The organism is Pandoraea aquatica (assembly GCF_902459565.1).
In the GTDB taxonomy this organism is placed as follows: domain Bacteria; phylum Pseudomonadota; class Gammaproteobacteria; order Burkholderiales; family Burkholderiaceae; genus Pandoraea; species Pandoraea aquatica.
This window is the reverse complement of the sequence record NZ_CABPSN010000011.1, coordinates 100687-123800: the sequence shown is the minus strand read 5'-3', so window position 1 is coordinate 123800 and position 23114 is coordinate 100687. Positions and strand designations below refer to the sequence as shown.

Below are 23114 nucleotides of genomic sequence, written 5' to 3'. Positions count from 1 at the left end.
AAGCGGCGGCTCAGTTAAACGCGAACGTCAGCAAACCGGCGTCCGCGCCGTCGATCTTGACGGTGCAGCGGCGGCCGGTCTCCACGTTGCCGAGGGCGTCGGTAATGCGCTGCACGCGCACGCCCGTCTGCCACGACAACGCCTGCGCCACAGCCGGGCTCACGCGCGCGGGCGACTCCTCGGCCTCGCAACGCATGGCGACGAGCCGATTGCCGACACGGCCGAACACGCCGTGCGCCACTTCCTCGTCGGTGCCGCGCAGGGCGGTCTTGCCGTCCAGACGCAGCACATATACGTCGTTATCGAACGCCTGACGTCGCACGCACACCGTCATCTTCTCGACGGACGTGCCTTCGAATTTCGCGTGCTGGCAATAGCTGCCGGCGGCGTGCGCGGCCGTGGCCGCCGTCATGGCGATGCCGAACAGCGCAACCGTCTTGACGACAGAACGCAGCGCAGCCCGCGCGAAGCGGGCTGGCAGCGAAACCAGTTTAGGAAACTTGGGAAAAGCGTTTGCGCGGGTCCGACGCCGGGCAGTGGCCGGCGTCGAAGGACAATACGCGGGCCGCAGGGCGTCGTCGCGCATGTCAGGACTCGTGGTGCAAACGGTATTCGGCGCTGCGCGCGTGCGCTTGCAGGCCTTCGCCGTATGCCAGTTCGGCCGCAATCTCGCCGAGCATGCGGGCACCGCCCTCGCTCACTTCGATGAGGCTCGAACGCTTGATGAAGTCGTACACACCCAGCGGCGACGAGAAACGCGCGGTGCGCGAGGTCGGCAGCACGTGGTTCGGCCCGGCGCAGTAGTCGCCCAAGCTTTCGCTCGTGAACTTGCCGAGGAAGATCGCACCGGCGTGGCGGATCTTGTCGCCCCACTGCTGCGGCGTCTCGGCCGAGATTTCCAGGTGCTCGGGCGCGATCACGTTGGCGATCTCGCACGCTTCCGCCATATCGCGCACCTTGATCAGCGCGCCACGGCCTTGCAGGGAAGCGGCGATCACCTCACGACGCGGCATCTCGTCGATCTGACGCTCCAGCGAGGCGTACACGCGCGCGATGTACTCGGCGTCCGGACACAGGAGGATGGATTGGGCGAGTTCGTCGTGCTCGGCCTGCGAGAACAGGTCCATCGCCACCCAGTCGGGATCGGTCGAACCGTCGCAGATCACGAGGATTTCCGACGGACCAGCGATCATGTCGATACCGACCGTGCCGAACACGCGACGCTTGGCCGCCGCCACGAAGGCATTGCCCGGGCCAACGATCTTGTCGACAGCCGGCACCGTCTCGGTGCCATACGCCAGCGCACCGACCGCCTGTGCGCCACCGATGGTGAACACACGGTCCACACCGGCGATATGCGCTGCGGCCAGCACCAGCGGGTTCTGCACGCCGTCCGGCGTGGGCACCACCATGACGATTTCCTTGACGCCGGCCACACGCGCCGGAATCGCATTCATCAGCACCGACGACGGATACGCCGCCTTGCCGCCCGGCACGTAGATGCCGACGCGATCGAGCGGCGTCACCTTCTGGCCGAGCACCGTGCCGTCCGACTCGGTGTATTGCCAGCTATGACTGCCGCATTCGATGCGCTGCTTCTCGTGATACGCACGCACACGCGCCGCCGCCGCTTCGAGAGCAGCGCGACGCTTCGGCTCAAGCCCTTCGAGCGCCGCTGCCAGCACATCGGCGGGCAGCTCCAGCGCGCCCATGTCGGCTGCGCTGAGACGGTCGAACTTGTTGGTGTATTCGATGACGGCAGCATCGCCACGCGCTTTCACGTCGGCGAGAATTTCGGCGGCCGCACGGTCGATGGCGGCGTCTTCGCTCGCTTCGAACGCCAGAACGTCGCGCAACTGCGCAGCGAATCCTTCAGCGGACGAATCGAGTTTGCGAATATCGAGTTTCATGCTGTTTGCCGGGACGCCTGCTCGAAGGCATCCAGAATAGGCTGCAAAGACTCACGCTTCAATTTGAGCGCAGCCTGGTTGATCACGAGGCGGGACGAGATATCCATGATCTCCTCCACTTCCACCAGATTATTGGCCCGCAGCGTGCCGCCGGTACTCACCAGATCGACAATCGCGTCGGCCAGACCCACGAGCGGGCCCAGCTCCATCGAGCCGTACAGCTTGATCAGGTCGACGTGCACGCCCTTGGCCGCGAAGTGTTCGCGCGCGGTTTGCACGTACTTGGTCGCCACACGCAGACGTGCGCCCTGACGTACGGCATTCGCGTAGTCGAAACCCTTCGGTACAGCCACAGACATGCGGCAACGCGCAATGTTCAAATCGATTGGCTGATACAGGCCGCCACCGCCGTGTTCGATGAGCACGTCCTTGCCGGCCACGCCGAAGTCGGCGGCCCCGTACTGGACATACGTCGGCACGTCCGTCGCGCGCACGATGATCACGCGCAGATTCGGATCGGTCGTCGGCAGGATCAGCTTGCGCGAGGTTTCGGGATCTTCCGTCACCTCGATACCGGCCGCTGCGAGTAGCGGCAGCGTCTCCGTAAAGATACGCCCTTTCGAGAGCGCCAGCGTAAGCGGTTGGGCCAGCGGCTGGGCCGGCTTGGCCGACTTCACGGTACTCATGCAATCTCTCCCTGGCATGCTTCGACACGCCGGATTCGTGCGCCCACGGCGCACAGCTTGGCCTCGATACGATGATAGCCGCGATCGAGGTGATGAATGCGGTCGACGAGGGTGCGGCCGTCGGCCGTCAGACCCGCGACGATCAGACTGGCGGACGCGCGCAGATCGGTCGCCATCACGTGCGCGCCGGACAGACGATCCACGCCGGAAATCCGCGCCGTGTTGCCTTCGATGCCGATGTTCGCGCCCAGACGCATCAATTCCTGCACGTGCATGAAGCGGTTCTCGAAGATCGTCTCGACGACCTGCGACGCGCCTTGTGCAATGCAATTGAGCGCCATGAACTGCGCCTGCATGTCGGTCGGGAACGCCGGATATTCCGACGTCCGGAAACTCACGGCCTGCGCGCGACGATCCATCTGCACGCGCAGCCAATCCGCGCCGCCGGTCACATTCGCGCCGGTCTCACGCAATTTTTCGATGACGGCGTCGAGCGTGCCCGGCACCACGCGGCGCAGCGTGATGTCACCACGCGTGGCCACCGCCGCGCACAGGAACGTGCCCGCTTCGATACGATCCGGCACGACATCGTGCGTTGCACCATGCAAGCGTGCGACACCGGTGACCACCAGACGATCGGTTCCGATGCCGTCGATCTTCGCGCCCATCTTCACGAGCAGGTGGGCCAGATCGGTCACTTCCGGCTCGCGTGCGGCGTTGGCCAGCACGGTCACGCCGTCGGCCAGCGTGGCCGCCATGAGCAGGTTTTCCGTCCCCGTCACGGTGATCATGTCGGTCACCAGCGTCTCGCCGCGCAGACGTGAGGCACGTGCCACGATGTCGCCATGCGTCAGCGTGATCTCGGCGCCCATCTTTTGCAGGCCCTTGATGTGCTGATCGACCGGCCGCGCACCGATGGCGCATCCGCCCGGCAGCGACACGCGCGCTTCGCCACAGCGGGCGAGCAACGGTCCGAGCACCAGAATCGACGCACGCATGGTCTTCACCAGTTCGTACGGTGCAGCTGGCTCGGTAATCTGCGACGCGTCCAGCGTCACCGACTCGCCATCGCGTTCGACCTTCACCCCCATGCGCGCGAGCAGCGTCAGCATGGTGCGCACGTCGTGCAGGTCCGGGACATTGCCCAGCACCAGCGGCTCGGCCGTCAGCAGGCTCGCACACAGAATGGGCAGCGCCGCGTTCTTGGCACCCGAGACGGTAATCTCGCCTTCCAGCCGCTCGCCGCCTTCGATTTCCAGGTGGTCCGCGGCCACACGCTCGCCGGCGAGAGCCTCGCCGTTGCCGGCAGCGCCAGCGCTTTCTTGCGTAATCCTCATTGCGCCTGATACTCCGCCGGCGTGAGCGTCTTCATCGAGAGCGCGTGGATTTCGGCCTTCATGCGGTCGCCCAGCGCGCCGTACACGAGTTGATGACGTGCAATGAGGCGCTTGCCTTCGAACTGCGCGCTCACGATGGTCGCGAAGAAGTGCTGACCGTCACCTTCGACGGCCACGTGATCGCAAGCCAGACCGGCTTCGATGTACTGTTTGATTTGTTCGGGGGTAGGCAGCATGGCTGATCCTGGAGAAGTTCAGTGACGCAGTTTGTAGCCACGGCGCAGCAGATTCAGCGCCACGGTTGCGAGTATCAGGAAAGTCACGCCGACGACAGCGAGACTCGTCGTCGGGGCCACGTCGGACACGCCGAAGAAGCCGTAACGGAACCCGTCGATCATGTAGAAGAACGGGTTGAAGTGCGACACGGCCTGCCACAGCGGCGGCAACGACTGAATCGAATAGAACACGCCTGCGAGGAACGTCGCCGGCATGATCAGGAAGTTCTGGAACGCTGCGAGCTGGTCGAATTTCTCGGCCCAGATGCCCGCGATCAACCCCAGCGTACCGAGGATCGCCGCGCCGAAGAAGGCGAAGCCCAAAATCCACAGCGGGGCAGCGAACGTGAGATGCGTGAACGCCACCGTCACCAGGAAAACGCCGAGTCCGACCGCCAGCCCGCGCACGACAGCGGCCAGCACATACGCACCATACATCTCCCAATGCGAGAGCGGCGGCAGCAGCACGAACACGAGGTTGCCCGTGATCTTCGACTGGATCAGCGACGACGAGCTATTGGCGAACGCGTTCTGCAACACGCTCATCATCACCAGCCCCGGCACGAGGAAGGACGTGTAGTTGATCTGGTCGTAGACCTTCACGCGGTCTTCGAGTACGTGGCCGAAGATCATCAGGTACAGCAGCGCGGTGAGCACCGGCGCAGCCACGGTCTGGAAACTCACCTTCCAGAAGCGCAGCACTTCCTTGTAGAACAACGTGCTAAAGCCGGTCATGCTGCCACCTCCTGCGCGCGCGAACCCGACATGATCTGCACGAATACGTCTTCGAGGTCGGCCTTCTGAATGTCGATGTCTTCGACGATGCCGCCGGCCGCGCGGCAGGTGGCGAGAATGGATTCCACTTCGTCGCAGCCCGACAGGCGCAGCGCGAACTGATGGCCGTTCGTGTCCTGTCCGTCGACCAGCAACGGACGCAGCTCGGCCGGCAACGTGCCCTGCTTGAAGCGCAGCACGAGACGCGTGCCTGCAAAGCGCTGCAACAGCGACGCCGTACGCTCAAGCGCCACGACTTCGCCACGCTTGAGCATGGCGATGCGGTCGCACAGCGCTTCTGCTTCTTCGAGATAGTGGGTGGTCAGCACGATCGTGTGACCTTCGCGGTTCAGACGCGAGATGAACTTCCAGAGCGTCTGACGCAGTTCGACGTCGACCCCGGCGGTCGGCTCGTCGAGCACGATCACCGGCGGGCGGTGCACCAGCGCCTGCGCCACCAGCACGCGTCGCTTCATTCCGCCCGAGAGCTGACGCATGTTCGCGTCCGCCTTGTCGGTCAGATCGAGGTTAGCCATCACTTCGTCGATCCAGTCGTCGTTGCGCTTGAGTCCGAAGTAGCCGGACTGAATACGCAGCGTCTCGCGCACGGAGAAGAACGGATCGAAGACGAGCTCCTGCGGCACCACACCGAGCTTGCGGCGGGCGTCGCGGTAATCGCGCACCACGTCGTGACCGAGCACGCTGATGTTGCCCGAGTCCGCGCGCGCGAGGCCCGCAAGAATGCTGATCAGCGTGGTTTTGCCCGCGCCGTTAGGGCCGAGCAGACCGAAGAATTCGCCTTCTTCGATCGAGAAGCTGACGCCCTTGAGCGCCTGCAACGCTTCATAGCGTTTTTTGACGTTACGGATTTCGATGGCGGCCATGACTGCACGCACCCGTCTTCGCGGGAGCGCCATTATTGTTTTCCGGATCGGGGGGACTGCCCCAGGGTGGCAGCGTCGGAGCCCGGACGGGGGTCACTGCCCAAAAGTCGGCAGAAAACCCCTGATTATAAAGGAAGCCGGTGGCGGCCGTGCTTGCGCCCACCTTACCCGGCCTGTAACCCTGGTAACGCATTCGCGGCACGGCATTTGTGCCTCAGGTCTGCGCGGCCATGAAAAAAGCGCCGTCACATGACGGCGCTTCTTCGAAAGGGCGGCAGTCCGGCCGGACGAATCAGCTCGAAAGCAGATGATCGACGCCGTACACCAGCGCAAGACTGGCCAGCCCCGTCGGCAAGTTAGTGAACGCCAACACCGCACCCCGCCGACTCGCGTGACGGCGCAGCGCCAGCAGCACCGCGAGCGCCGACGAGTCGAAGTGCGTGAGCCCGGCGCAGTCGATCTGGGTCTCGCCCGCGTCGATGCGATCGATGGCCTGCGCGAGGACGTCGCCGGCAGTGTCGTGAGTCAGGTCGGTTTGCAACGCGAGCATGGGCTTACTTGCCGCCTGCGAGTTGCTGGTTACGTTGCGTCAGGAACTGGATCAGGCCGTCGACGCCCGATTGGTTGACCTTCTCGGCGAACTGATTGCGGTACGTCTGAATCAGCCAAGCGCCCAGCACGTTCAGGTCATACAGCTTCCATTCGCCGCTCGCCGTCTTGTACAGACGGTAGTCGAGTTCGATCGGTTGACCGTTGTTGACGACGTCGGTGTACACCACGGCATCGGTATCGTTCGGCTGACCGCGGAACGGCTTGTAGTTGACCTGCTGGTCGCGAATCTGGGCAATGGCGCCGGCATACGTGCGCAGCAGCAGCGTCTTGAACTGTTCGGTCAGTTGCTTCTTCTGCTCGGGCGTAGCCGTGCGCCATGCAGCGCCCGTTGCCAGTTGCGTCGTCTTGGCGAAGTCGGCGTGCGGCATGATCTTCTGCTCGACCAGACGCGTAATGCTGTTCAGATCGCCCTTCTGGATGTTCGGATCGCTCTTGGCTGCTGCCATCACGTCGGTCACGGTCTGCTTAACGAGCGCATCCGGGGATTGAGCCTGTGCCATGGCCGAGCCAGCGGCGGTGTACGTCATGAAAGCCATGACGGGAATGAGCCAGAACTTCTTCATTGTGGACTTCCTCTTTCGAGTGACGAGTGTTGCGGGTTTGGATACCCGCGTTGCGTCGTGAGTTCTCGGATTGTCGGGAGTGTCGTGTAACAAACTGTTGCCCGGAGACGGCGCGGCGATCGCGTAGATACCACGCCCGGCCCCGGTGCAACGACAGTTAGCGACAATCGGTAACGATTAGCGACGGAAGGGCAGACCGCCCGGCACCATCTTGCCCGGCACCGGCGAGCCTTGCGGCGCGTCCGGTTCCGCCTGGGCACCCGACGCGGAGGCCGGAGCGCTCGCACCCGACGCCGGCTTGGCAGCGGGCATCGGCTGTGCCCCAGCACCACCGGCAGCGCCTGCGCCGTCTTCATCCTCGTAATTCGGCAGCGACGTATCGCTCGTCGCCCCGCCGTTCACCAGATACTTGCGACGTGCAAGATACGCATCGCGCGTGAACGAGTACGGATCGAGCGCGGCGGCTTCGAGCAGGTTCGACGCGTCGAGCAGGTTGGCGCGCGTATTCACGAGACGCACACCGTACAGCGAGTAGCTGATCCAGTCCGGCTTGATGTACGACGTCGGGTCGATAAACATGTTACCGGCCATGCCGACGCCGTCGCGCACCGTACTTGGGCCGAGCAGCGGCAGCACGAGGTACGGGCCTGCAGGAACCCCCCACTTGCCCAGCGTCACGCCGAAATCCTGACTATGCTTGGGCAAGCCCGCCGGCGTGGCGAAGTCGAACAGACCGCCGACACCGAAGAAGGTGTTGATCGTCAGGCGCATCAGGTCCTGAACGGCAGCCGTGATTTCCAGTTGAAGCAGGTTGTTGGCGACGTTGTACACGTCGCCAACGTTCGAGAAGAAGTTCGTGACCATGTCACGCGCCGGTTCCGGCACCGTGAAACGGTAGCCCTTCGCCACGGGCACGAGCACGGCCTTGTCGAGCGTGTCGTTGAACTTGTACATCGAACGGTTGAAACCTTCGATGGGATCAGCGGGGTTGGGGTTCGTGACAGTGGCACAGCCTGCCAGCGCCAACGCGCCAGCGGCCAACACTGCCGAAGTACGAAAGCTGGTCATTTTCTCTTATTTTCCTTGGGTTACCGGTGCTGCCCCAGCCGCCGGCGCTGCCGCCGGTGCTGCCGATGCGCCGCCCGCCTGGGCGCCGCCGGCATCTGCTGCCTTGTTGTACAGGAACTGGCCAATCAGGTTTTCCAGCACGATGGCAGACTGCGTGAGCGTGATCGTATCACCGCCCTTGAGCATCTGATCATCACCACCAGGCTCAAGTCCGATGTATTGCTCGCCGAGCAGACCCGACGTCAGAATCTTCGCCGACGAGTCTTTCGGGAACTGGTACTGCGAATCCAGATTGAGCGTGACGTCGGCCAGATAGCGCTTGTCGTCGAACTTGATCGACGCCACGCGCCCCACCACCACGCCGGCGCTCTTGACCGCCGCACGCGGCTTGAGGCCGCCGATGTTGTCGAACCGCACCGTGACCGGATACGTATTCGAGAACGACAACGAACTCATGTTGCCCGCTTTGAGCGCGAGAAACAGGAGGGCAGCGAAGCCGAGTACCACGAACAGGCCGACCCAGAAGTCGAGAGGGTGTTTTTTCATTGTGTCAGTGTGCGCAAACTGTCTGTCTATGTCTTGGCAGGCGAGCCGGCCCGTTAGCTGAACATGAGTGCCGTAAGCAGGAAGTCGAGGCCGAGCACGGCCAGCGATGCCTGCACGACCGTACGCGTCGTAGCACGCGACACGCCTTCCGGCGTCGGCTGTGCTTCGAAGCCCTGATACAGCGCGATGAAGGTGACGGCAATGCCGAACACGATGCTCTTGATGACGCCGTTCGCGACGTCCGACCATACGTCCACGCCGCCTTGCATCTGCGACCAGAACGCACCGGAATCCACACCGATCATTTCGACGCCGACGAGATAGCCGCCGAAAATGCCGACCGCAGAGAAGATCGCGGCGAGGATCGGCATGGCGATCACGCCCGCCCAGAAGCGCGGGGCGACCACACGCGCGATCGGATCGATCGCCATCATTTCCATGGCGGTCAGTTGCTCGCCCGCCTTCATCAAACCGATCTCGGCGGTGAGCGACGTGCCCGCGCGTCCGGCGAACAGCAAGGCCGTGACGACCGGCCCCAGCTCACGCACCAGCGACAGCGCCACGAGCAGACCGAGGGCCTGTTCCGAGCCGTACTTGTTGAGCGTGTAATAGCCTTGCAGGCCGAGCACGAAACCGACGAACAGGCCCGAGACGGCGATGATAACGAACGAATAGTTGCCGACGAAGTGAATCTGGTCCGTCACCAGACGCGGACGGCGCAGCAGTGCGGCGCTCGATCCGAGCATGCGCAGGAACATGCGCGCACCGTAACCCAGGCGCTCGACATGACCGCGAACAAAACTGCCGATGGTGGTAATCATGCACGCGCTCCGATACCGAAGTCTTCCGCGAGCGGCGGCGCGGGATACTGGAATTTCACGGGGCCGTCCGGCTGAGCGTCGATGAACTGGCGCACCGTCGGGTCGTTCGAGGCGCGCAGCGCGTCGGGCGCACCCTCGGCGGCAATACGGCCTTCGCTGATGAAGTAGATGTAGTCGGCAATGGCGAACGTCTCGGCGACATCGTGCGAGACGATGATCGACGTCGCACCCAGTGCGTCGTTGAGCTTGCGGATCAGGTTCGCCGTAATGCCCATCGAGATCGGGTCCAGACCGGTGAACGGCTCGTCGTACATGACGAGGTCCGGGTCGAGCGCAATCGTACGGGCAAGCGCCACACGGCGCGCCATCCCACCCGAAATCTCGGCCGGCTTCATGTCGCGTGCGCCACGCAGGCCCACGGCATTGAGCTTCATCAGCACGAGGTCGCGAATCAGATCTTCGTCGAGACGGGTGTGTTCGCGCAGCGGAAACGCCACGTTGTCGAACACGGTCATGTCGGTAAACAGCGCGCCGAACTGGAACAGCATGCCCATGCGACGACGCAAACGGTACCAGCCGTCGCGGTCGAGCGTGGAAACGTCGGTCCCGTCGAAATCGACCTGACCCTGACTGGCGTGCACGAGGCCGCCGATCAGACGCAGCACGGTCGTTTTGCCACAGCCGGAGCCCCCCATGACCGCAATGACCTTGCCGCGGGGAAACCGCATATTCAGCCCGGAAAGCACCAGACGTTCGCCATAACCAAAGCTGACGTCGCGCAGTTCGAGCAGATTTTCCGGATTCGGGGTAGGCACGTTTCGGGTCTTATAGTGCGGCGCAAAACGCCAATTATAGGGGGGTTTACCAATCGATGCCGTCCACGCCGGGTCGGCGAAAGCAAGGAATGACGCTGCCCCGCGGGATTCTACAGGCCCCGGACGTATTGCTGCGATAACGTTCCAATAGCCGTAACGCCGCAAAAACCCAACGGCACCAAGGACTTATCTGCTTCCGCCCCCGCGCCGGTGTTGCGCCGTTGCTACAATACGACGTTTCGCCCTTGTCATCGTTCCTCGGGATGTCCTCCGCTACCCCTCCCTCGTCCCCGCCGCGCGCGCCGCAGTCTACGGCGGCATCGAACTTTCGGATTCGTCCGATGCAACCTGGCGACCTTCCCCACGTATTGGCGGTCCAGGCCCTTGCGTACGGCGACGTGATGCTGGAATCGGAAGCCACCCTTGCCTCACGTCTGACCTTGTCGCCGCAGACCTGCTGGGTGGCGGTGGATGCCGGAACGACGGGAGCGACGGGGGTGACGGGACTGACGAAAGCGAGCATCGCGGGCTATCTGTTCACGCACCCCTGGCGTCTCGCCGCACCGCCGCCGCTGGACACCGTCCTCGACGCGCTGCCGGACGCCCCCGACTGCTGGTACGTGCACGACATGGCGCTTGCCCCGCGCACCCGTGGTGCGGGCGTGGCCAGTCAGCTTTATGCCGCCGCGTTGTCGGCGGCGCAATCGCTCGGCCTGCGCGCCTCGGCACTGGTGGCGGTGCAGCAATCGCAGGGGTTCTGGGCTCGCTTCGGGTATCGGGTCACAGTAGACGTCTCGCCGCAGATCGCCGCCAAACTGGCGGGCTACGGCGATGGCGCAGTCTTCATGACGCGCGAACTGTAACCCACGACAAGGGCGCGCCGCTCACTCACGCCCGGCGCGCGAATTCCTGCTGCATCGAACGGACTGCTGCTGCCACATCGGCGGCTTCCGTCACGGCGCGCACGACAGCCGTGCATCCCACACCGGTCTCGAGCACCTGCGGCAAGTTGGCCGCGTCGATGCCGCCAATCGCCACCAACGGGTAATGCGGTTCGATCAGCTTCACGTACCGTGCGAGCTTGGCCAGCCCTTGCGGTGCGGTAGCGATGACCTTGGTCGTCGTCGGGAACACTGCGCCGACGGCCAGATAGCTCGGACGGAAGTGGTGCGCCGCGAGAATCTCGTAATAGCCGTGCGTGCTGATGCCCAGCCGCATGCCGCTCGCGTGCAGCGTCGCAACTTCATCCGCCGAGAGCGCCGCCATGTCTTCCTGACCGAGATGCACGCCGTACGCGTGGGCCTGTGCGGCTTCGCGCCAGTGATCATTGATGAACCACGCGCTGTCGTGCGTCACGCGGCGACCGGCGGCCACCGTGCGTTCGATCTCGCTGCGCAGCCCCGGATGCGTCGGGTCTTTGATGCGCAACTGGACCGTGCCGACCTGAAGATCGGCCATCCGCTCGCACCAATCGGCGTCGGGCAGCACCGGGTAGAGACCCAGTCGCGCCGGGCATTCGGGAAAACGTCCCGGCGACGGCACCTGGCCCAGCACCGTCGGGAACGTCTCCATCACGGTCGGCCATGCGCCCAGCGTGTCGACATCTTCCGCACGGGCATGACTGCCGTCAGTGCGCCACGCGCGGCCGAGCACCAGTGCGTCGTGCGGCGCGAAACCGCAATCCAGAAACGCTGCAAACGCTGCGAAAAACGCAGGATCGCCGACGCCCGCCACACGAAAGACGCCATCCGGCGTGTACAGCGTGTCTTCCACGTGCCCCTGCGCGAGAGCGCGCGAGCAAAGCACGACCGCGCCATTCGCACGCCATGCGTCCACACTGACGGACGCCGCCGTGCCCAATCCATGCTCAGGCACGAGCGGCAGCCAGACGACGTCGCCCTGCCCTGCGCTCACCGGTGTCTCGGCGTGCAGACGCCATTGAGGCGACGTCGCCTCATCCGGCCACGGTGCGAGGCGCGCGCGGATCGCGTCGGCAGCCTGCTGCCAGGCCGCCGCGAGCGATGCGTCGGTGGGCAGGCATTGCACGTGCTGCATAGGCACAGGCCCGGCGGCACCAGCGTGCGTCGTCATGAAAAATCCTTGTTGATCCGGCCCCGCGTCGCGCGGCCGTGGGTCATGAAATCGAGAGAGGTCAGCTACCGGACTGATGCCAGAACGGCACGCCCACGACCGGGGTGCTGGCTTCGGCGCTCTCGCGCTCGGCCATCGGGCCCGCGAGCCATGCGGCGCGTCCAGCCTTGATCGCCCCCGCGAACGCCCCCGCCATCTCCACCGGCTGCGCAGCAAGCGCGACAGCGGTGTTGAGCAGTACGCCGTCGTAGCCCCACTCCATCACCTGACAAGCGTGCGACGGCAGACCGAGGCCCGCGTCGACGATGAGCGGCGTGTCCGGCAGACGGTCACGCAGCAGACGCAGACCATACGGATTGATCACCCCCTTGCCGGTGCCGATGGGTGCGCCCCATGGCATCAGCGCCTGACAGCCGACGTCGAGCAGTCGACGGCACAGCACCAGATCTTCCGTGCAGTACGGCAGGACCTTGAAGCCCTCACGAATCAGTTGCTCGGCAGCCGTCACCAGACCGAACGGGTCGGGCTGAAGCGTGTAGTCGTCGCCGATGAGTTCGAGCTTGATCCAGTCGGTCTCGAAGACTTCGCGCGCCATTTGCGCGGTCGTCACCGCCTCCTGCACCGAATGGCAGCCCGCCGTATTGGGCAGCACCGGTACCGCAAGGCGGCGCAGCGTCTCCCAGAAATGCCCTTCCGACGCCTGCGCCCCTGTGCCCGAGAGTTGACGGCGCAATGCCACCGTCACCATGCCCGGACGCGCCGCGTCGATGGAATCGTTCAGCGCTTGCAGCGACGGATAACGCGCCGTGCCGAGCAGAAAGCGGCTGCCGAAGCGGGTGTCGTAGAGCGTGAGCGCGTCACGCGTGCTGCTGGCCGCCACGTTGTTCGATTCGGTGAATGCGTTCATTTCAGCCTCCGGCCACCGGTTGCACGACATCGATCTTGTCGCCCTGCGCGAGCGGGCGCGCGGCGTACTGCGTCTTGGGCACGAATTGCCCGTTGATCGCCGCCGCGAAGGGCGGCTTGGCACCGTAGGCGGCGAGCGCCTCGGCCAGCGTCGCCGTGTCGGCCACGCTCAGCATCTGTTGATTGATATGGATGTCCATTGCGTACCGCTTCCTCTCATGCCTGACGAAACAGGTCCGGCCACGGCCGGCTCGCTCGCCACGTCTCCCAGTCGAACGCGTCCGTCGATCCCGACGGCGCGCTCCTCAATTGCATCAATGCCTGCGCCAGCGCGCACGCCTCGCCGGTGACCGCCGGCGCGAGCAGATAGCCGTGACGGTACAGACCGTTCACGCGCAGCAAGCGGGCGCCGTCCCACTGCACACGTGGCAGATGGTCGGGCAGCGCCGGGCGGCAATTGACGTTCAGCTCGACGATGCGCGCCTCGCCGAACGCCGGGTTCAGCGAGTGCGCCGCCGAGAGCAGTTCGAGCGCCGAGCGCACGGTCATCGGCGACATATCTTCCGATTCGAGTTCGGTCGCCCCGATCACGTACAGATCGTTTTCCTTCGGCGCGATGTAGATCGGATAGCGCGGGTGCAGCAAGCGCACCGGGCGACGCAGACCGATCCCCGGTGCGTGAATGCGCACCACCTCGCCACGCACACCGCGCAGTTGGGTGAGCGCTTCGCGCGCGCCCAGGCCACGGCAGTCGATGACCAGACCGGCGTCCGGATACTCGCCCTCGGCAATTTCGGTGTTCCAGTGCAGGTCCGCGCCCGCCTTCGCCAGTCCGGCGGCGAGCGCACGCAACAACTGACGGTTATCCAGTTGCCCTTCGTTGGGCAGCAGCCAGCCTTCCTGGAAACGTCCGGCGAGCGCCGGTTCCACATCCTTCAGCTGCGCACCCGAGATCCGCTCGACGCCGCCACGCAGTAGCTCGGGCGGCGCATTCGCACGCATGCGGCGGTCGAACATCACGGCCTCGGCGCGGTCGGGCTGATGCCACACGACCAGCGTGCCGTTGCGTTGGAAGAAGACGTGTTCGGGAAGGCCGTCGATCAGCGCAGGCCAGCGCTCAAGTCCGACCGCGCCCATCTCGACGATGCTCGGCTCGGCCACGGCGGCCTCGGCCAGCGGCGCGAGCATCGCGGCGGCGACCCAGCCCGCGGCGGACGAGCCATCGGCATCGCCCCGCTCGTAGAGCGCCACGCGCGCGCCGGCGCGAATCAGTTGCCACGCCAGCAGACGGCCGGACAGCCCGCCGCCCAGCACTGCAATGTCGGGACGCGACGTGGAAATAGTAGCCGTCGCGCTCATACGCGCATTGCCGCGCAAGCCATCACAGCGAAGGCGCGCAGGCACTCAGGGGAATACGAAGAATGTTGTGGAAGGCAACGCATGGGGCCCTTTCCTCATGAAAGCAAAAGGACGAAACGGTGATGGCCACCTTACCCCAATGGAGGAGTCGGAAACTTCCCACGCCGGTATTACCCGGGTCGGGTGCAAAGGGTCTCTCTCAGCCCCGCGACTTCTTTGACGTGACTACGCCAATTACGGAGCACCCCTGTTTCGCCCGCAGCCATTACAACATAGATGCCGACGCCCGTGCAAGCTGGCTTCCCGGGCGATTGCACGCTCGTTGCGTCTCGTTTTTTGAGATCCCCGGCCCCTGATTCCGACCGCTTGTAACGGCCCGTAAACTGAAAATCCCCGTCACACGCGGCTCAGGCCGCAAATCGTGCAACGCACCATCGGGAACTGCGGTCAAATGGGCCATATGTGCCAAACGTGCAGATAACAACGTTGCCCCACTGCGGCCGCGCCGCCCGACGATCATGGCCAACACGCCGACCCACACGCCACACGCCCCGCAACCCTCGGGCGACACCGCCGCGCCACCGCCCAAACCACCCAAACATCCCACCGCCTGGCAACTGATCCGTCCCTACTGGGTCTCGGAGAAGCGCTGGGAGGGCCGGCGACTGCTGGCACTCGTGATCGCACTGAACCTTGCCGTCGTGTTCATCAACGTGCGGCTCAATGCATGGAACGCCAGCTTTTACGACGCGCTCGACAAGCGCAACTGGCCGGCCTTCAAGTCGTCGCTCGCCGAGTTCGCGGTGCTGGCATTCAGCTTCATCATCATCGCGACGTTTCGCACTTACTTCCGTCAGATGCTGGAGATCCGCTGGCGTCAGTGGGTGACGGATGCGAACCTCACGAAGTGGTTCGCGCATCGCGCCTACTACCGCATCGAGCGCGATCACCTCGCCGACAACCCCGACCAGCGTATTTCCGAAGACATCCGCACGCTCGTCAATTCGTCGCTCGCGCTGTCGCTCGATCTGCTCACGACGCTCGTGTCGCTGTTCTCCTTCATCACGATTCTGTGGACGATTTCCGGCGCGGTGTCCTTCGCGCTGGCAGGCATGAACGTGACGATTCCGGGCTACATGGTGTGGGTCGCCGCGCTGTACGCCATCGTCGGCTCGTTTCTCATCTTCAAGGTCGGCCGCCCGCTCGTGGGACTCAGCTACCGGCAACAACAGGTCGAAGCCGACTTTCGTTTTCTGCTGGTGCGCCTGCGTGAATCAGCCGAACAGATCGCGCTTTATCGCGGCGAAGGCGCGGAGTTGTCGCGTCTGAAGTCGGCGTTCGGTGCGGTGCGCGACAACTGGTGGCAGATCATGGTCGTGACGAAGCGCCTGATCTTCGCGAACTCGATCTACGCACAGATCGCCATCGTCTTTCCGATCATGGCGGCAGCCCCCCGTTACTTCGCGGGCGCGTTCACGCTGGGCGTGCTGATGCGAATCATCGACGCCTTCGGGCAAGTGAGCGACGGTTTCTCCTGGGTCGTGAACAGCTTCTCGACGCTGGCCGACTGGAAGGCGACGATCAACCGGTTGCGCGAATTCACACGCGTCATCGATGCTGCGCCACACACCGACGGCGGCATCTCCGTGGTCACGACCGGCAACGCGCCGGCCTACACCGCCGCCGATCTGCGCCTGTCGCTGCCCAACGGCGCACCGCTCGCCGCCGCAGGTTCGTTTGCCTTCGCGCCCGGATCACGCTGGTTGGTACGGGGTCGCTCGGGTTGCGGCAAGAGCACGATGCTGCGCGCGCTCGCAGGTCTATGGCCGTTCGGCAGCGGACGCATCGAAGTCCCCGCCAACGCGCGCGTGCTGTTCCTGTCGCAGCAAAGCTATCTGCCCATCGACACGCTCAAGGCTGCGCTCGCGTTCCCGTCGTCGCCCGACACGTTTACCGACGCCGAGTGCCGCAATGCGCTGAACGCCGTGAACCTCGGGCAATACGGCGACGAGCTGCTGACGTCGGCGCACTGGGCGCGACGTCTCTCCGGCGGCGAACAACAGCGGCTGGCGGCCGCGCGTGCGCTGCTGCAAAAGCCCGACTTCCTGTTCCTGGACGAAGCGACGAGCGCACTCGACGTGGAGACCGAAGAAGCCGTGTACGACGCACTGCACGCGCAACTGCCCGACACGGCCATCGTCAGTGTGGCGCATCGCGATACGCTGGCCCGCTTCCATCAGCACACGATGACGTTGCACGCGGCGAACGAGATCGAGCCGCCGCGGGTGGTTGGTGCGGTGTAGGGGCGGGCATCGCGACATAGCGGCATAGCGGGACGGCGATCTCACGCCGCCCCGCGCCATTCCCACCGAGCGATTCACTCAGTTCGTTCACTTCGTAAATAATATTGACGCGACTGTTCCCGCACCGAGGCGGTTTGGCATAATCACGAGCACCCCATCAGGCAAACTCCGGGCTCATCGTGACTACTTCAGCTTCCTCGTCCGGCCAGTCGCCGAACTCGTCTCAGCGCGACGGACGCACCGTTGTCGTCACCGGCGCCGCCTCCGGCATCGGCGCGGCCATCGCCCGCCGCCTCGCTTCCCCCGACACCCGCTTGCTGTTGCACACACGCGGCGCGTCCGACGCCAGTCAGGCGCGGCTCACCGAGGTGCGGCGCGCATGCGAAGACGCCGGTGCGCAGTGCGCCACATGGTTCGGCGATCTGACGGACGCGCAGTCCGCCGCGCGACTCGTCGACGCCGCGCATGACGCCTTCGGCCCCGTCGATCAGATCGTGAGCAATGCAGGCTTCGCCACGCGTCAGTCGCTGGCCGACATCGACGACGAGGCCTTCGCTCGCACGCTCGCTGCCATGCCCGGTGCATTCGCTGCGCTGTTGCGTCACGCGCTGCCCGATCTCCAGCGTTCGTCGCAAGGCAGCGTGGTCGCCGTCAGCTCGTTCGTGGCGCATCGCTTCGCGCCGAATCAATCCGGCTTTCCTGCAACGGCCGCCGCCAAGGCGGCTATCGAAGCGTTGGCGAAAAGCGCCGCCGCGGAATACGCCCGTGCGGGGGTGACGATCAACTGCGTCGCGCCCGGCTACACGCGCAAGAACAGCGGTCACTCGGCCATCGACCCGGCCGCGTGGCAGCGCGCGGCCGATGCCACACCGACCGGACGCCTCTGCGAACCCGACGACATCGCCGCGCTCGCCGTCTTCCTGCTCGGCCCGCACGCGCGGCAAATTACCGGCCAGGTGATTCATGTCGATGGCGGCCTGACACTCTGATGCAGCACTGACAACACACCGATCACCGGGGCAGACGTGACCCCGACCGTCGATGCCAGCCATCGACACACAACAACCACACGTCGCACACACAACGACAAGCACACGATCCACCGAGGAGTCTTCATGGCGTTTTTTTCCTGGTTCCAAGAACTCAACACGAAGGAGCGCAAGGCCCTGTATGCGGGCTTTGGCGGCTATGCCGTCGACGCGTTCGACTTCATGATCTATTCGTTCCTGATCCCCACGCTTATCGCCGCATGGGGCATGACGAAGGGTGAGGCGGGCATGATCGCGACCAGCTCACTCATCTCGTCGGCCGTCGGGGGATGGCTTGCAGGCATTCTCGCGGACCGCTACGGCCGCGTGCGCGTGCTGCAATGGACGATTGCCACCTTCTGCCTGTTCACGTTCCTCTCGGGCTTCACGAATTCGTTCTGGCAGTTGCTCGTGACGCGCACGTTGCAGGGCATCGGCTTCGGCGGCGAGTGGACCGTCGTCACGATGATGATGGGCGAGATGATCCGCTCGCCGCAGCATCGCGCGAAAGCGGTCGGCACTGTGCAAAGCAGCTGGTCGGTCGGCTGGGCGGCCGCTGCACTGCTTTACTGGTTCTTCTTCGCGGTGCTCGATGAAGGCTACGCATGGCGTGCGTGCTTCTGGATCGGGATTCTGCCGGCGGTGTGGATCACGTATGTTCGTCGCAACGTGTCGGACCCGGAGATCTTCACGCAAACGCGCCGCAAGATCGCAGAGGGTCAGTTGCAAAGCAACTTCACGCAGATCTTCGCGCCCGCGCATCTGAAGACGACCATCCTCGGCAGTCTGCTGTGCACCGGCATGCTAGGCGGCTACTACGCGATCACGACGTGGCTGCCGACGTATCTGAAGACAGTGCGCGGCCTGTCGGTGTTCAACACGAGCGCGTACCTGATCGTGCTGATCGTCGGCTCGTTCGTGGGCTATATCGTCGGCGCAATTCTCTCCGACAAGCTCGGACGCCGTGGCGCGTTCATCTTCTTCGCCATCGCGTCGTTCGTGCTCGGCATGGTCTACACGATGCTGCCGATCACCGACAGCGCGATGCTGCTGCTCGGCTTCCCGCTGGGCATCGTCGTGCAGGGCATTTTCGCGGGCATCGGCGCCTATCTCACCGAGCTGTATCCGAACCACATTCGCGGCTCGGGTCAGGGCTTCTGCTACAACCTCGGACGCGGCATCGGTTCGTTCTTCCCCATCGCGGTGGGCACGCTCGCGCAGACCGGCTCGCTCGTGAAGGCTATCGGGATGGTGGCGGGCGGCGGTTATCTGCTCGTCGTCGTGTGCGCGTTGCTGCTGCCCGAGACGCGCGGCAAGTCACTCGTCTCGACCGACTTCGTGCATTAACCCGACCGTCTACATGGCAAAACGGGACGCCGGCGCGAACACCACGATCGCCCCGACGTCCCGCCGCCTCACCGGATGGCCATTGTGTAAGCCAGCCAACCCGGAACCGCTTCAGTGCGCGCCGCTTGTCTGATGCAGTGCGGCGTCGCCACCTTCGTACCCCCGCCTACACCCTTGCCACCGGTAACACGCCCGCGTCTCCCGCATAAGGCACTTCCGGTAATCCTTGCACGCCGCATCGCACGGCGAAGACGTGACCGTCGTGTTCGTTCGCATTCGCGCCGGGGCGAATCGACGTGACGAACAACGTGTCGAAATCGCGTCCACCGAACGCGCACATCGACGGCTTCGACACCGGCAACACGATCTCCCGATCCAGTACACCCGCCGGCGTGAAGCGCAGCAGACGGCTGCCGTCGTTGGCACACGTCCAGTAACAACCGTCGGCATCGACGGCCGCGCCGTCGGGGCGGCCCGGATACTGGTTCATGTCGACGAACAGACGGCGGTTGGAAATTGCACCGCTGTGCGCATCGAAATCGAACGCCCACACGCGACGCACCGTCGGATGCGAATCGCTCAGATACATCGTGCGGCTGTCTGGGGAAAAGCCGAGGCCGTTCTGCGTGACGAGGCCGTCAACGAGCGGCGCGGACAGTCCGTCCCTGGCGTCGAAGCGATAGAGCGAACCGGCATCGCTTGCGAGCGACATATCCGCCACCATCGTGCCCGCCCAGAAGCGACCCTGCCGGTCGCAACGTCCATCGTTAAAGCGCATGCCCGAGGCCGGAAATGCCGGTGCGGCCAGACGCGTCCACTCGGATGCTGCCACCTCGCCCGGCGCGCCCAGTCGCACAGCGAAGATCCCCGTCTCGCATGCGGCGAGCAAGGTGCCTGCCGTGTCGAACGTGAAACACGCGACCTGCTCGGGGAACGTCCACTGACGGTGTTCGCCGTCGGCGGGCGTCACGCGATGCAGTTGCTTTGCCGGGATGTCGACCCAGTAGAGCGCCTGTTCGTCGGCACGCCATAGCGGGCTTTCGCCGACCGCGTGAGGTGTCTCGCGCGACGGCGCCAGCCGCTCGATGGAGACCGCGGCCACACTCACGCCTTGGGCTCCATCGGCCCCATCAGCACGAACGGACCGCCCTGGAAACGTTGCGTCCAGTCGTCCATCTGCGGATCGGGCGCTTTGGCAGGGAACAGACCGGCGAACTCGGCCGAGCTGTCTTGCGGACGGAATCCGAGGAACGCAGCCTTGGTGTTGTCGACCCACAGCGTCGGGTTGTCCGACACGCCGTAGATGATCGCGTGGCCGACGCGATTGGTGAACAACGAGCAACGCACGAGTTCGATGAAGTCGCGGTAGCTCAGATACGTCACCATCATGCGCGGATTCTTCGGCTGTTCGAACGACGAGCCGATGCGCAGACACACGGTCTCGAGGCCAAAGCGGTCGAAGTAGTAGCGCGAGAGGTCTTCGCCGAAGCACTTCGAAATGCCGTACATGCCGTCCGGGCGATGTGGGGCGTCGACGTCGAGCACTTCCGTCACGGGATGGAAACCGACGGCGTGGTTCGAGCTGGCGTAGACGATACGCTTCACGCCTTGCTTTTGCGCGGCGCTGTAGACGTTGTACAGACCGAGGATGTTCGCTTGCAGGATGTCGTCGAACGGCGCTTCGACGGACACGCCGCCGAGGTGCACCAGCGCATCGACGCCTTCGAGCAGCGCGTGCACGGCCGCACGGTCGGCGAGGTCGACCTGCATCGCCTCTTCGTGCGGCGCGGTGTCGGTGATCGGCACGATGTCGCTCACGCGCACGATGTCCGCCCACTCCGCGAGCTTGCCGCGCAGTTGTTTGCCAAGGTTGCCCGCAGCGCCAGTCAGCAGAAGACGGCGGAAGGGTTTGCCGGAAGTCTGGCTCATAGTGATCCTTATTGCTCCTGATTCATCGGTACAACAAAATCGACGCCGCGCCGCACACCCAAGGGGGAGTGTGTGGCGCGGCGTACGTCAAACCTTTGCGCGTCCGGGTGCGTGACCGACGTGCCGAACGCGTGCGGGAAAACGCCCACACCCATCGTTCACATCATCGCACCGGACGACGACCTCTCGCTGGCTACGCATTGGCAGTCCGGTTGACTTCGACGCCCGCGCGCTTGTGCATCTGCACCGGCGACGGCGTGGCCGTGCCTGTGATGTGCGGCTTGACTACCGTCCACAGAATCACCGCGCCAATCAGATCGCCCAGCCCCAGCGCCACGAAGAACGGCGCGTAGCCGACTGCCGTCACGAACGTGCCGATCACCAACGTGAAGAGCAGGTTGCCGATCCCGGCGGACAACCCCGCCAGACCGGTGACCGTCGCCACTTCGTTACGCTGGAACAGGTCGGCCGACATCGAGATCACGGTGACGGAGAGCGTCTGGTGGGCGAAGCCGCCAAGGCACAGGAGGAAGATCGCCATCATCGGATCTTTCACGAAGCCCACGCCGCACATCGCCGTCATGATGATCGCGCCGATGGTGAACACGACCCGCTTGCCGTTGAAGATGGTGATCTTGAAGTGCTTGTTCAGCCACACCGACACCGTGCCGCCCATCAGGCATCCGATGTCGGCCGCGACGAACGGCAGCCACGCGGTCGCGGCAATCGTCTTCAGATCGAAACCGCGTGCCTGATTGAGGTACAGCGGCATCCAGAACACGATCGTGCCCCACACCGGATCGGCGAAGAAGCGCGGCAGTGCGATGCCCCAGAAGTTGCGCTGACGCAGAATCGAGCCGAGGTTCGGCTTGCGGGCATCGGCGGCAGCATCGACCACACGGCCTTCATTGATGTAGTCGGACTCGGCCTGCGAGAGCGCCGGGTGATCGGTCGGGTGACGATAGAACACGAACCACAGCACGCCCCACACAAGGCCGAGCGCACCGGCGATGACGAAGGCCGTCTCCCAGTTGTAGCGCAGGATCGACCACGCGATCAGCGGCGGCGCGAGGATCGCACCGATCGACGTGCCGATGTTGAAGATGCCCGCCGCAAGCGCACGCTCCTTCGACGGGAACCAGAACGCGGCAGCACGCATGCCCGCCGGAATGAACGACGCTTCGGCCAGCCCCAGCAGACCGCGCAGTACGAACAGCCCGACCCAGCCGTCGGCCAGACCGTGCAGCATGCACACGATCGACCACATCACACCGCACAACAGGAAGCCCAGACGCAGGCCGATGCGGTCCATGAGATAACCGGTGATGGGGGCACCGATCGGATACAACACAAGGAAAGCGCCCGTGATCCAGCCGTATTGCTGGGTCGTGATGTGGAGATCCTTCATCACCGTGGGGGCGGCTACGGCAAGCGAGCTGCGTGCGAGGTAGTTCATGACGGTGCCGAGCGTCAGCAAACCGATCATCCACCAGCGCAGGCCTTTGATCTTCAGTGCCATGATGGTTGTCTCTCTTTCGTGGATATTTTTATGGCAAGCATCGCGCTTGCTTGGAGAGGCATCCTACGTGAGACGATGTACGATGACAACGAAAGATTACGTGGTTTACGGATAATCCCTAGTCTTTCATGCCATTCACCATCGCAGCGCCATAAGCCTTATCAGCGTTGAAGTTTGCACATGTTGGGAGAGTTATCCCACATGTGAATGTGACGAAATGACGTCTTGTTGTATGACGTCTTATATTTAGCCACCTACAGAATTTCAGCGGCGACGCGGCCGATGCGGGCCACGGGCGACGCAGGAGGAACAGGCAAGAAAAAACCGCCCGGACGTTTCCA

At 64.3% G+C, this 23114-nt stretch carries 24 protein-coding genes and 1 riboswitch; of the genes, 4 read left to right on the top strand and 20 right to left on the bottom strand.

Annotated elements, in window-relative coordinates:
- Nucleotides 1-10: 10 nt before the first annotated feature.
- The 13 genes from PAQ31011_RS25010 to PAQ31011_RS24950 form a co-directional block, all read right to left on the bottom strand.
- On the bottom strand, nt 11-586 hold the full coding sequence (locus tag PAQ31011_RS25010; protein WP_150578331.1) for a hypothetical protein: 576 nt from the start codon (nt 584-586) through the stop codon (nt 11-13).
- Between the two features lies 1 nt (nt 587).
- On the bottom strand, nt 588-1910 hold the full coding sequence (gene hisD, locus PAQ31011_RS25005) for a histidinol dehydrogenase (RefSeq protein ID WP_150578330.1): 1323 nt from the start codon (nt 1908-1910) through the stop codon (nt 588-590).
- On the bottom strand, nt 1907-2560 hold the full coding sequence (hisG, locus tag PAQ31011_RS25000; protein WP_095178579.1) for an ATP phosphoribosyltransferase: 654 nt from the start codon (nt 2558-2560) through the stop codon (nt 1907-1909). Before hisG ends, hisD begins: the two co-directional genes overlap by 4 nt.
- 32 nt (nt 2561-2592) lie before the next feature.
- A complete protein-coding gene (murA, locus tag PAQ31011_RS24995) occupies nt 2593-3933 on the bottom strand; it encodes a UDP-N-acetylglucosamine 1-carboxyvinyltransferase (RefSeq protein ID WP_150578329.1) in 1341 nt (446 codons plus the stop codon).
- Nucleotides 3930-4169 (bottom strand): BolA family protein, encoded by a 240-nt coding sequence (locus PAQ31011_RS24990; RefSeq protein WP_039393621.1) that lies wholly within the window; start codon nt 4167-4169, stop codon nt 3930-3932. The genes murA and PAQ31011_RS24990 overlap by 4 nt, the downstream gene beginning before the upstream one ends.
- Nucleotides 4170-4187: 18 nt before the next feature.
- Entirely contained in the window at nt 4188-4943 is a 756-nt protein-coding gene (locus PAQ31011_RS24985) for an ABC transporter permease (protein WP_039393623.1), read from the bottom strand.
- Complete coding sequence (locus PAQ31011_RS24980) at nt 4940-5866, bottom strand: ABC transporter ATP-binding protein (protein ID WP_150578367.1); 927 nt, start codon at nt 5864-5866, stop codon at nt 4940-4942. Before PAQ31011_RS24980 ends, PAQ31011_RS24985 begins: the two co-directional genes overlap by 4 nt.
- Before the next feature lie 292 nt (nt 5867-6158).
- The gene (locus PAQ31011_RS24975; RefSeq protein WP_150578328.1) at nt 6159-6416 is read right to left on the bottom strand and encodes an STAS domain-containing protein; all 258 of its coding nucleotides are present in this window, start codon (nt 6414-6416) and stop codon (nt 6159-6161) included.
- Between the two features lie 4 nt (nt 6417-6420).
- Nucleotides 6421-7041 (bottom strand): MlaC/ttg2D family ABC transporter substrate-binding protein, encoded by a 621-nt coding sequence (locus PAQ31011_RS24970; protein ID WP_150578327.1) that lies wholly within the window; start codon nt 7039-7041, stop codon nt 6421-6423.
- Nucleotides 7042-7218: 177 nt separating this feature from the next.
- On the bottom strand, nt 7219-8109 hold the full coding sequence (locus tag PAQ31011_RS24965; protein WP_150578326.1) for an MlaA family lipoprotein: 891 nt from the start codon (nt 8107-8109) through the stop codon (nt 7219-7221).
- Nucleotides 8110-8115: 6 nt separating this feature from the next.
- On the bottom strand, nt 8116-8655 hold the full coding sequence (gene mlaD, locus PAQ31011_RS24960; RefSeq protein ID WP_150578325.1) for an outer membrane lipid asymmetry maintenance protein MlaD: 540 nt from the start codon (nt 8653-8655) through the stop codon (nt 8116-8118).
- Nucleotides 8656-8708: 53 nt separating this feature from the next.
- Nucleotides 8709-9476 carry a lipid asymmetry maintenance ABC transporter permease subunit MlaE gene (gene mlaE / locus PAQ31011_RS24955; protein WP_039393637.1) on the bottom strand — a complete coding sequence of 256 codons (768 nt, stop codon included), beginning with the start codon at nt 9474-9476 and terminating at the stop codon, nt 8709-8711.
- Nucleotides 9473-10291, bottom strand: coding sequence for an ABC transporter ATP-binding protein (locus tag PAQ31011_RS24950; RefSeq protein ID WP_150578324.1), 819 nt, complete (start codon nt 10289-10291; stop codon nt 9473-9475). The genes mlaE and PAQ31011_RS24950 overlap by 4 nt, the downstream gene beginning before the upstream one ends.
- Before the next feature lie 341 nt (nt 10292-10632).
- On the opposite strand from PAQ31011_RS24950, the gene PAQ31011_RS24945 reads away from it, so the two are divergent.
- Nucleotides 10633-11154, top strand: coding sequence for a GNAT family N-acetyltransferase (locus tag PAQ31011_RS24945; protein ID WP_150578323.1), 522 nt, complete (start codon nt 10633-10635; stop codon nt 11152-11154).
- 25 nt (nt 11155-11179) lie between these two features.
- Here PAQ31011_RS24945 and PAQ31011_RS24940 read toward each other — a convergent pair whose 3' ends face one another.
- The 4 genes from PAQ31011_RS24940 to PAQ31011_RS24925 form a co-directional block, all read right to left on the bottom strand.
- Nucleotides 11180-12382, bottom strand: a complete 1203-nt coding sequence (locus PAQ31011_RS24940; protein WP_246179774.1) for a thiamine phosphate synthase — start codon at nt 12380-12382, stop codon at nt 11180-11182.
- 61 nt (nt 12383-12443) lie between these two features.
- The gene (locus tag PAQ31011_RS24935) at nt 12444-13289 is read right to left on the bottom strand and encodes a thiazole synthase (protein WP_046290003.1); all 846 of its coding nucleotides are present in this window, start codon (nt 13287-13289) and stop codon (nt 12444-12446) included.
- A gap of 1 nt (nt 13290) precedes the next feature.
- On the bottom strand, nt 13291-13488 hold the full coding sequence (gene thiS / locus PAQ31011_RS24930) for a sulfur carrier protein ThiS (RefSeq protein WP_150578322.1): 198 nt from the start codon (nt 13486-13488) through the stop codon (nt 13291-13293).
- A 16-nt stretch (nt 13489-13504) separates the two neighbouring features.
- Complete coding sequence (locus PAQ31011_RS24925; protein WP_150578321.1) at nt 13505-14647, bottom strand: FAD-dependent oxidoreductase; 1143 nt, start codon at nt 14645-14647, stop codon at nt 13505-13507.
- Between the two features lie 139 nt (nt 14648-14786).
- Nucleotides 14787-14906, bottom strand: a riboswitch (TPP riboswitch).
- A 259-nt stretch (nt 14907-15165) separates the two neighbouring features.
- Between PAQ31011_RS24925 and PAQ31011_RS24920 the strand changes: the two genes are divergently transcribed.
- The 3 genes from PAQ31011_RS24920 to PAQ31011_RS24910 all read left to right on the top strand — a co-directional run bounded on the left by PAQ31011_RS24920 (nt 15166) and on the right by PAQ31011_RS24910 (nt 19325).
- Nucleotides 15166-16950, top strand: a complete 1785-nt coding sequence (locus tag PAQ31011_RS24920; protein ID WP_150578320.1) for an ABC transporter ATP-binding protein/permease — start codon at nt 15166-15168, stop codon at nt 16948-16950.
- Between the two features lie 179 nt (nt 16951-17129).
- Nucleotides 17130-17939 carry an SDR family NAD(P)-dependent oxidoreductase gene (locus PAQ31011_RS24915; protein WP_150578319.1) on the top strand — a complete coding sequence of 270 codons (810 nt, stop codon included), beginning with the start codon at nt 17130-17132 and terminating at the stop codon, nt 17937-17939.
- A 126-nt stretch (nt 17940-18065) separates the two neighbouring features.
- Nucleotides 18066-19325: an MFS transporter gene (locus PAQ31011_RS24910; RefSeq protein WP_150578318.1), complete on the top strand. Its 1260-nt coding sequence runs from the start codon at nt 18066-18068 to the stop codon at nt 19323-19325.
- A gap of 166 nt (nt 19326-19491) precedes the next feature.
- Here PAQ31011_RS24910 and PAQ31011_RS24905 read toward each other — a convergent pair whose 3' ends face one another.
- The 3 genes from PAQ31011_RS24905 to PAQ31011_RS24895 all read right to left on the bottom strand — a co-directional run bounded on the left by PAQ31011_RS24905 (nt 19492) and on the right by PAQ31011_RS24895 (nt 22773).
- The gene (locus PAQ31011_RS24905) at nt 19492-20433 is read right to left on the bottom strand and encodes an SMP-30/gluconolactonase/LRE family protein (protein ID WP_150578317.1); all 942 of its coding nucleotides are present in this window, start codon (nt 20431-20433) and stop codon (nt 19492-19494) included.
- The gene (locus tag PAQ31011_RS24900; protein WP_150578316.1) at nt 20430-21254 is read right to left on the bottom strand and encodes an NAD-dependent epimerase/dehydratase family protein; all 825 of its coding nucleotides are present in this window, start codon (nt 21252-21254) and stop codon (nt 20430-20432) included. The genes PAQ31011_RS24905 and PAQ31011_RS24900 overlap by 4 nt, the downstream gene beginning before the upstream one ends.
- A gap of 193 nt (nt 21255-21447) precedes the next feature.
- Entirely contained in the window at nt 21448-22773 is a 1326-nt protein-coding gene (locus tag PAQ31011_RS24895; protein ID WP_150578315.1) for an MFS transporter, read from the bottom strand.
- Between the last annotated feature and the right edge of the window lie 341 nt (nt 22774-23114).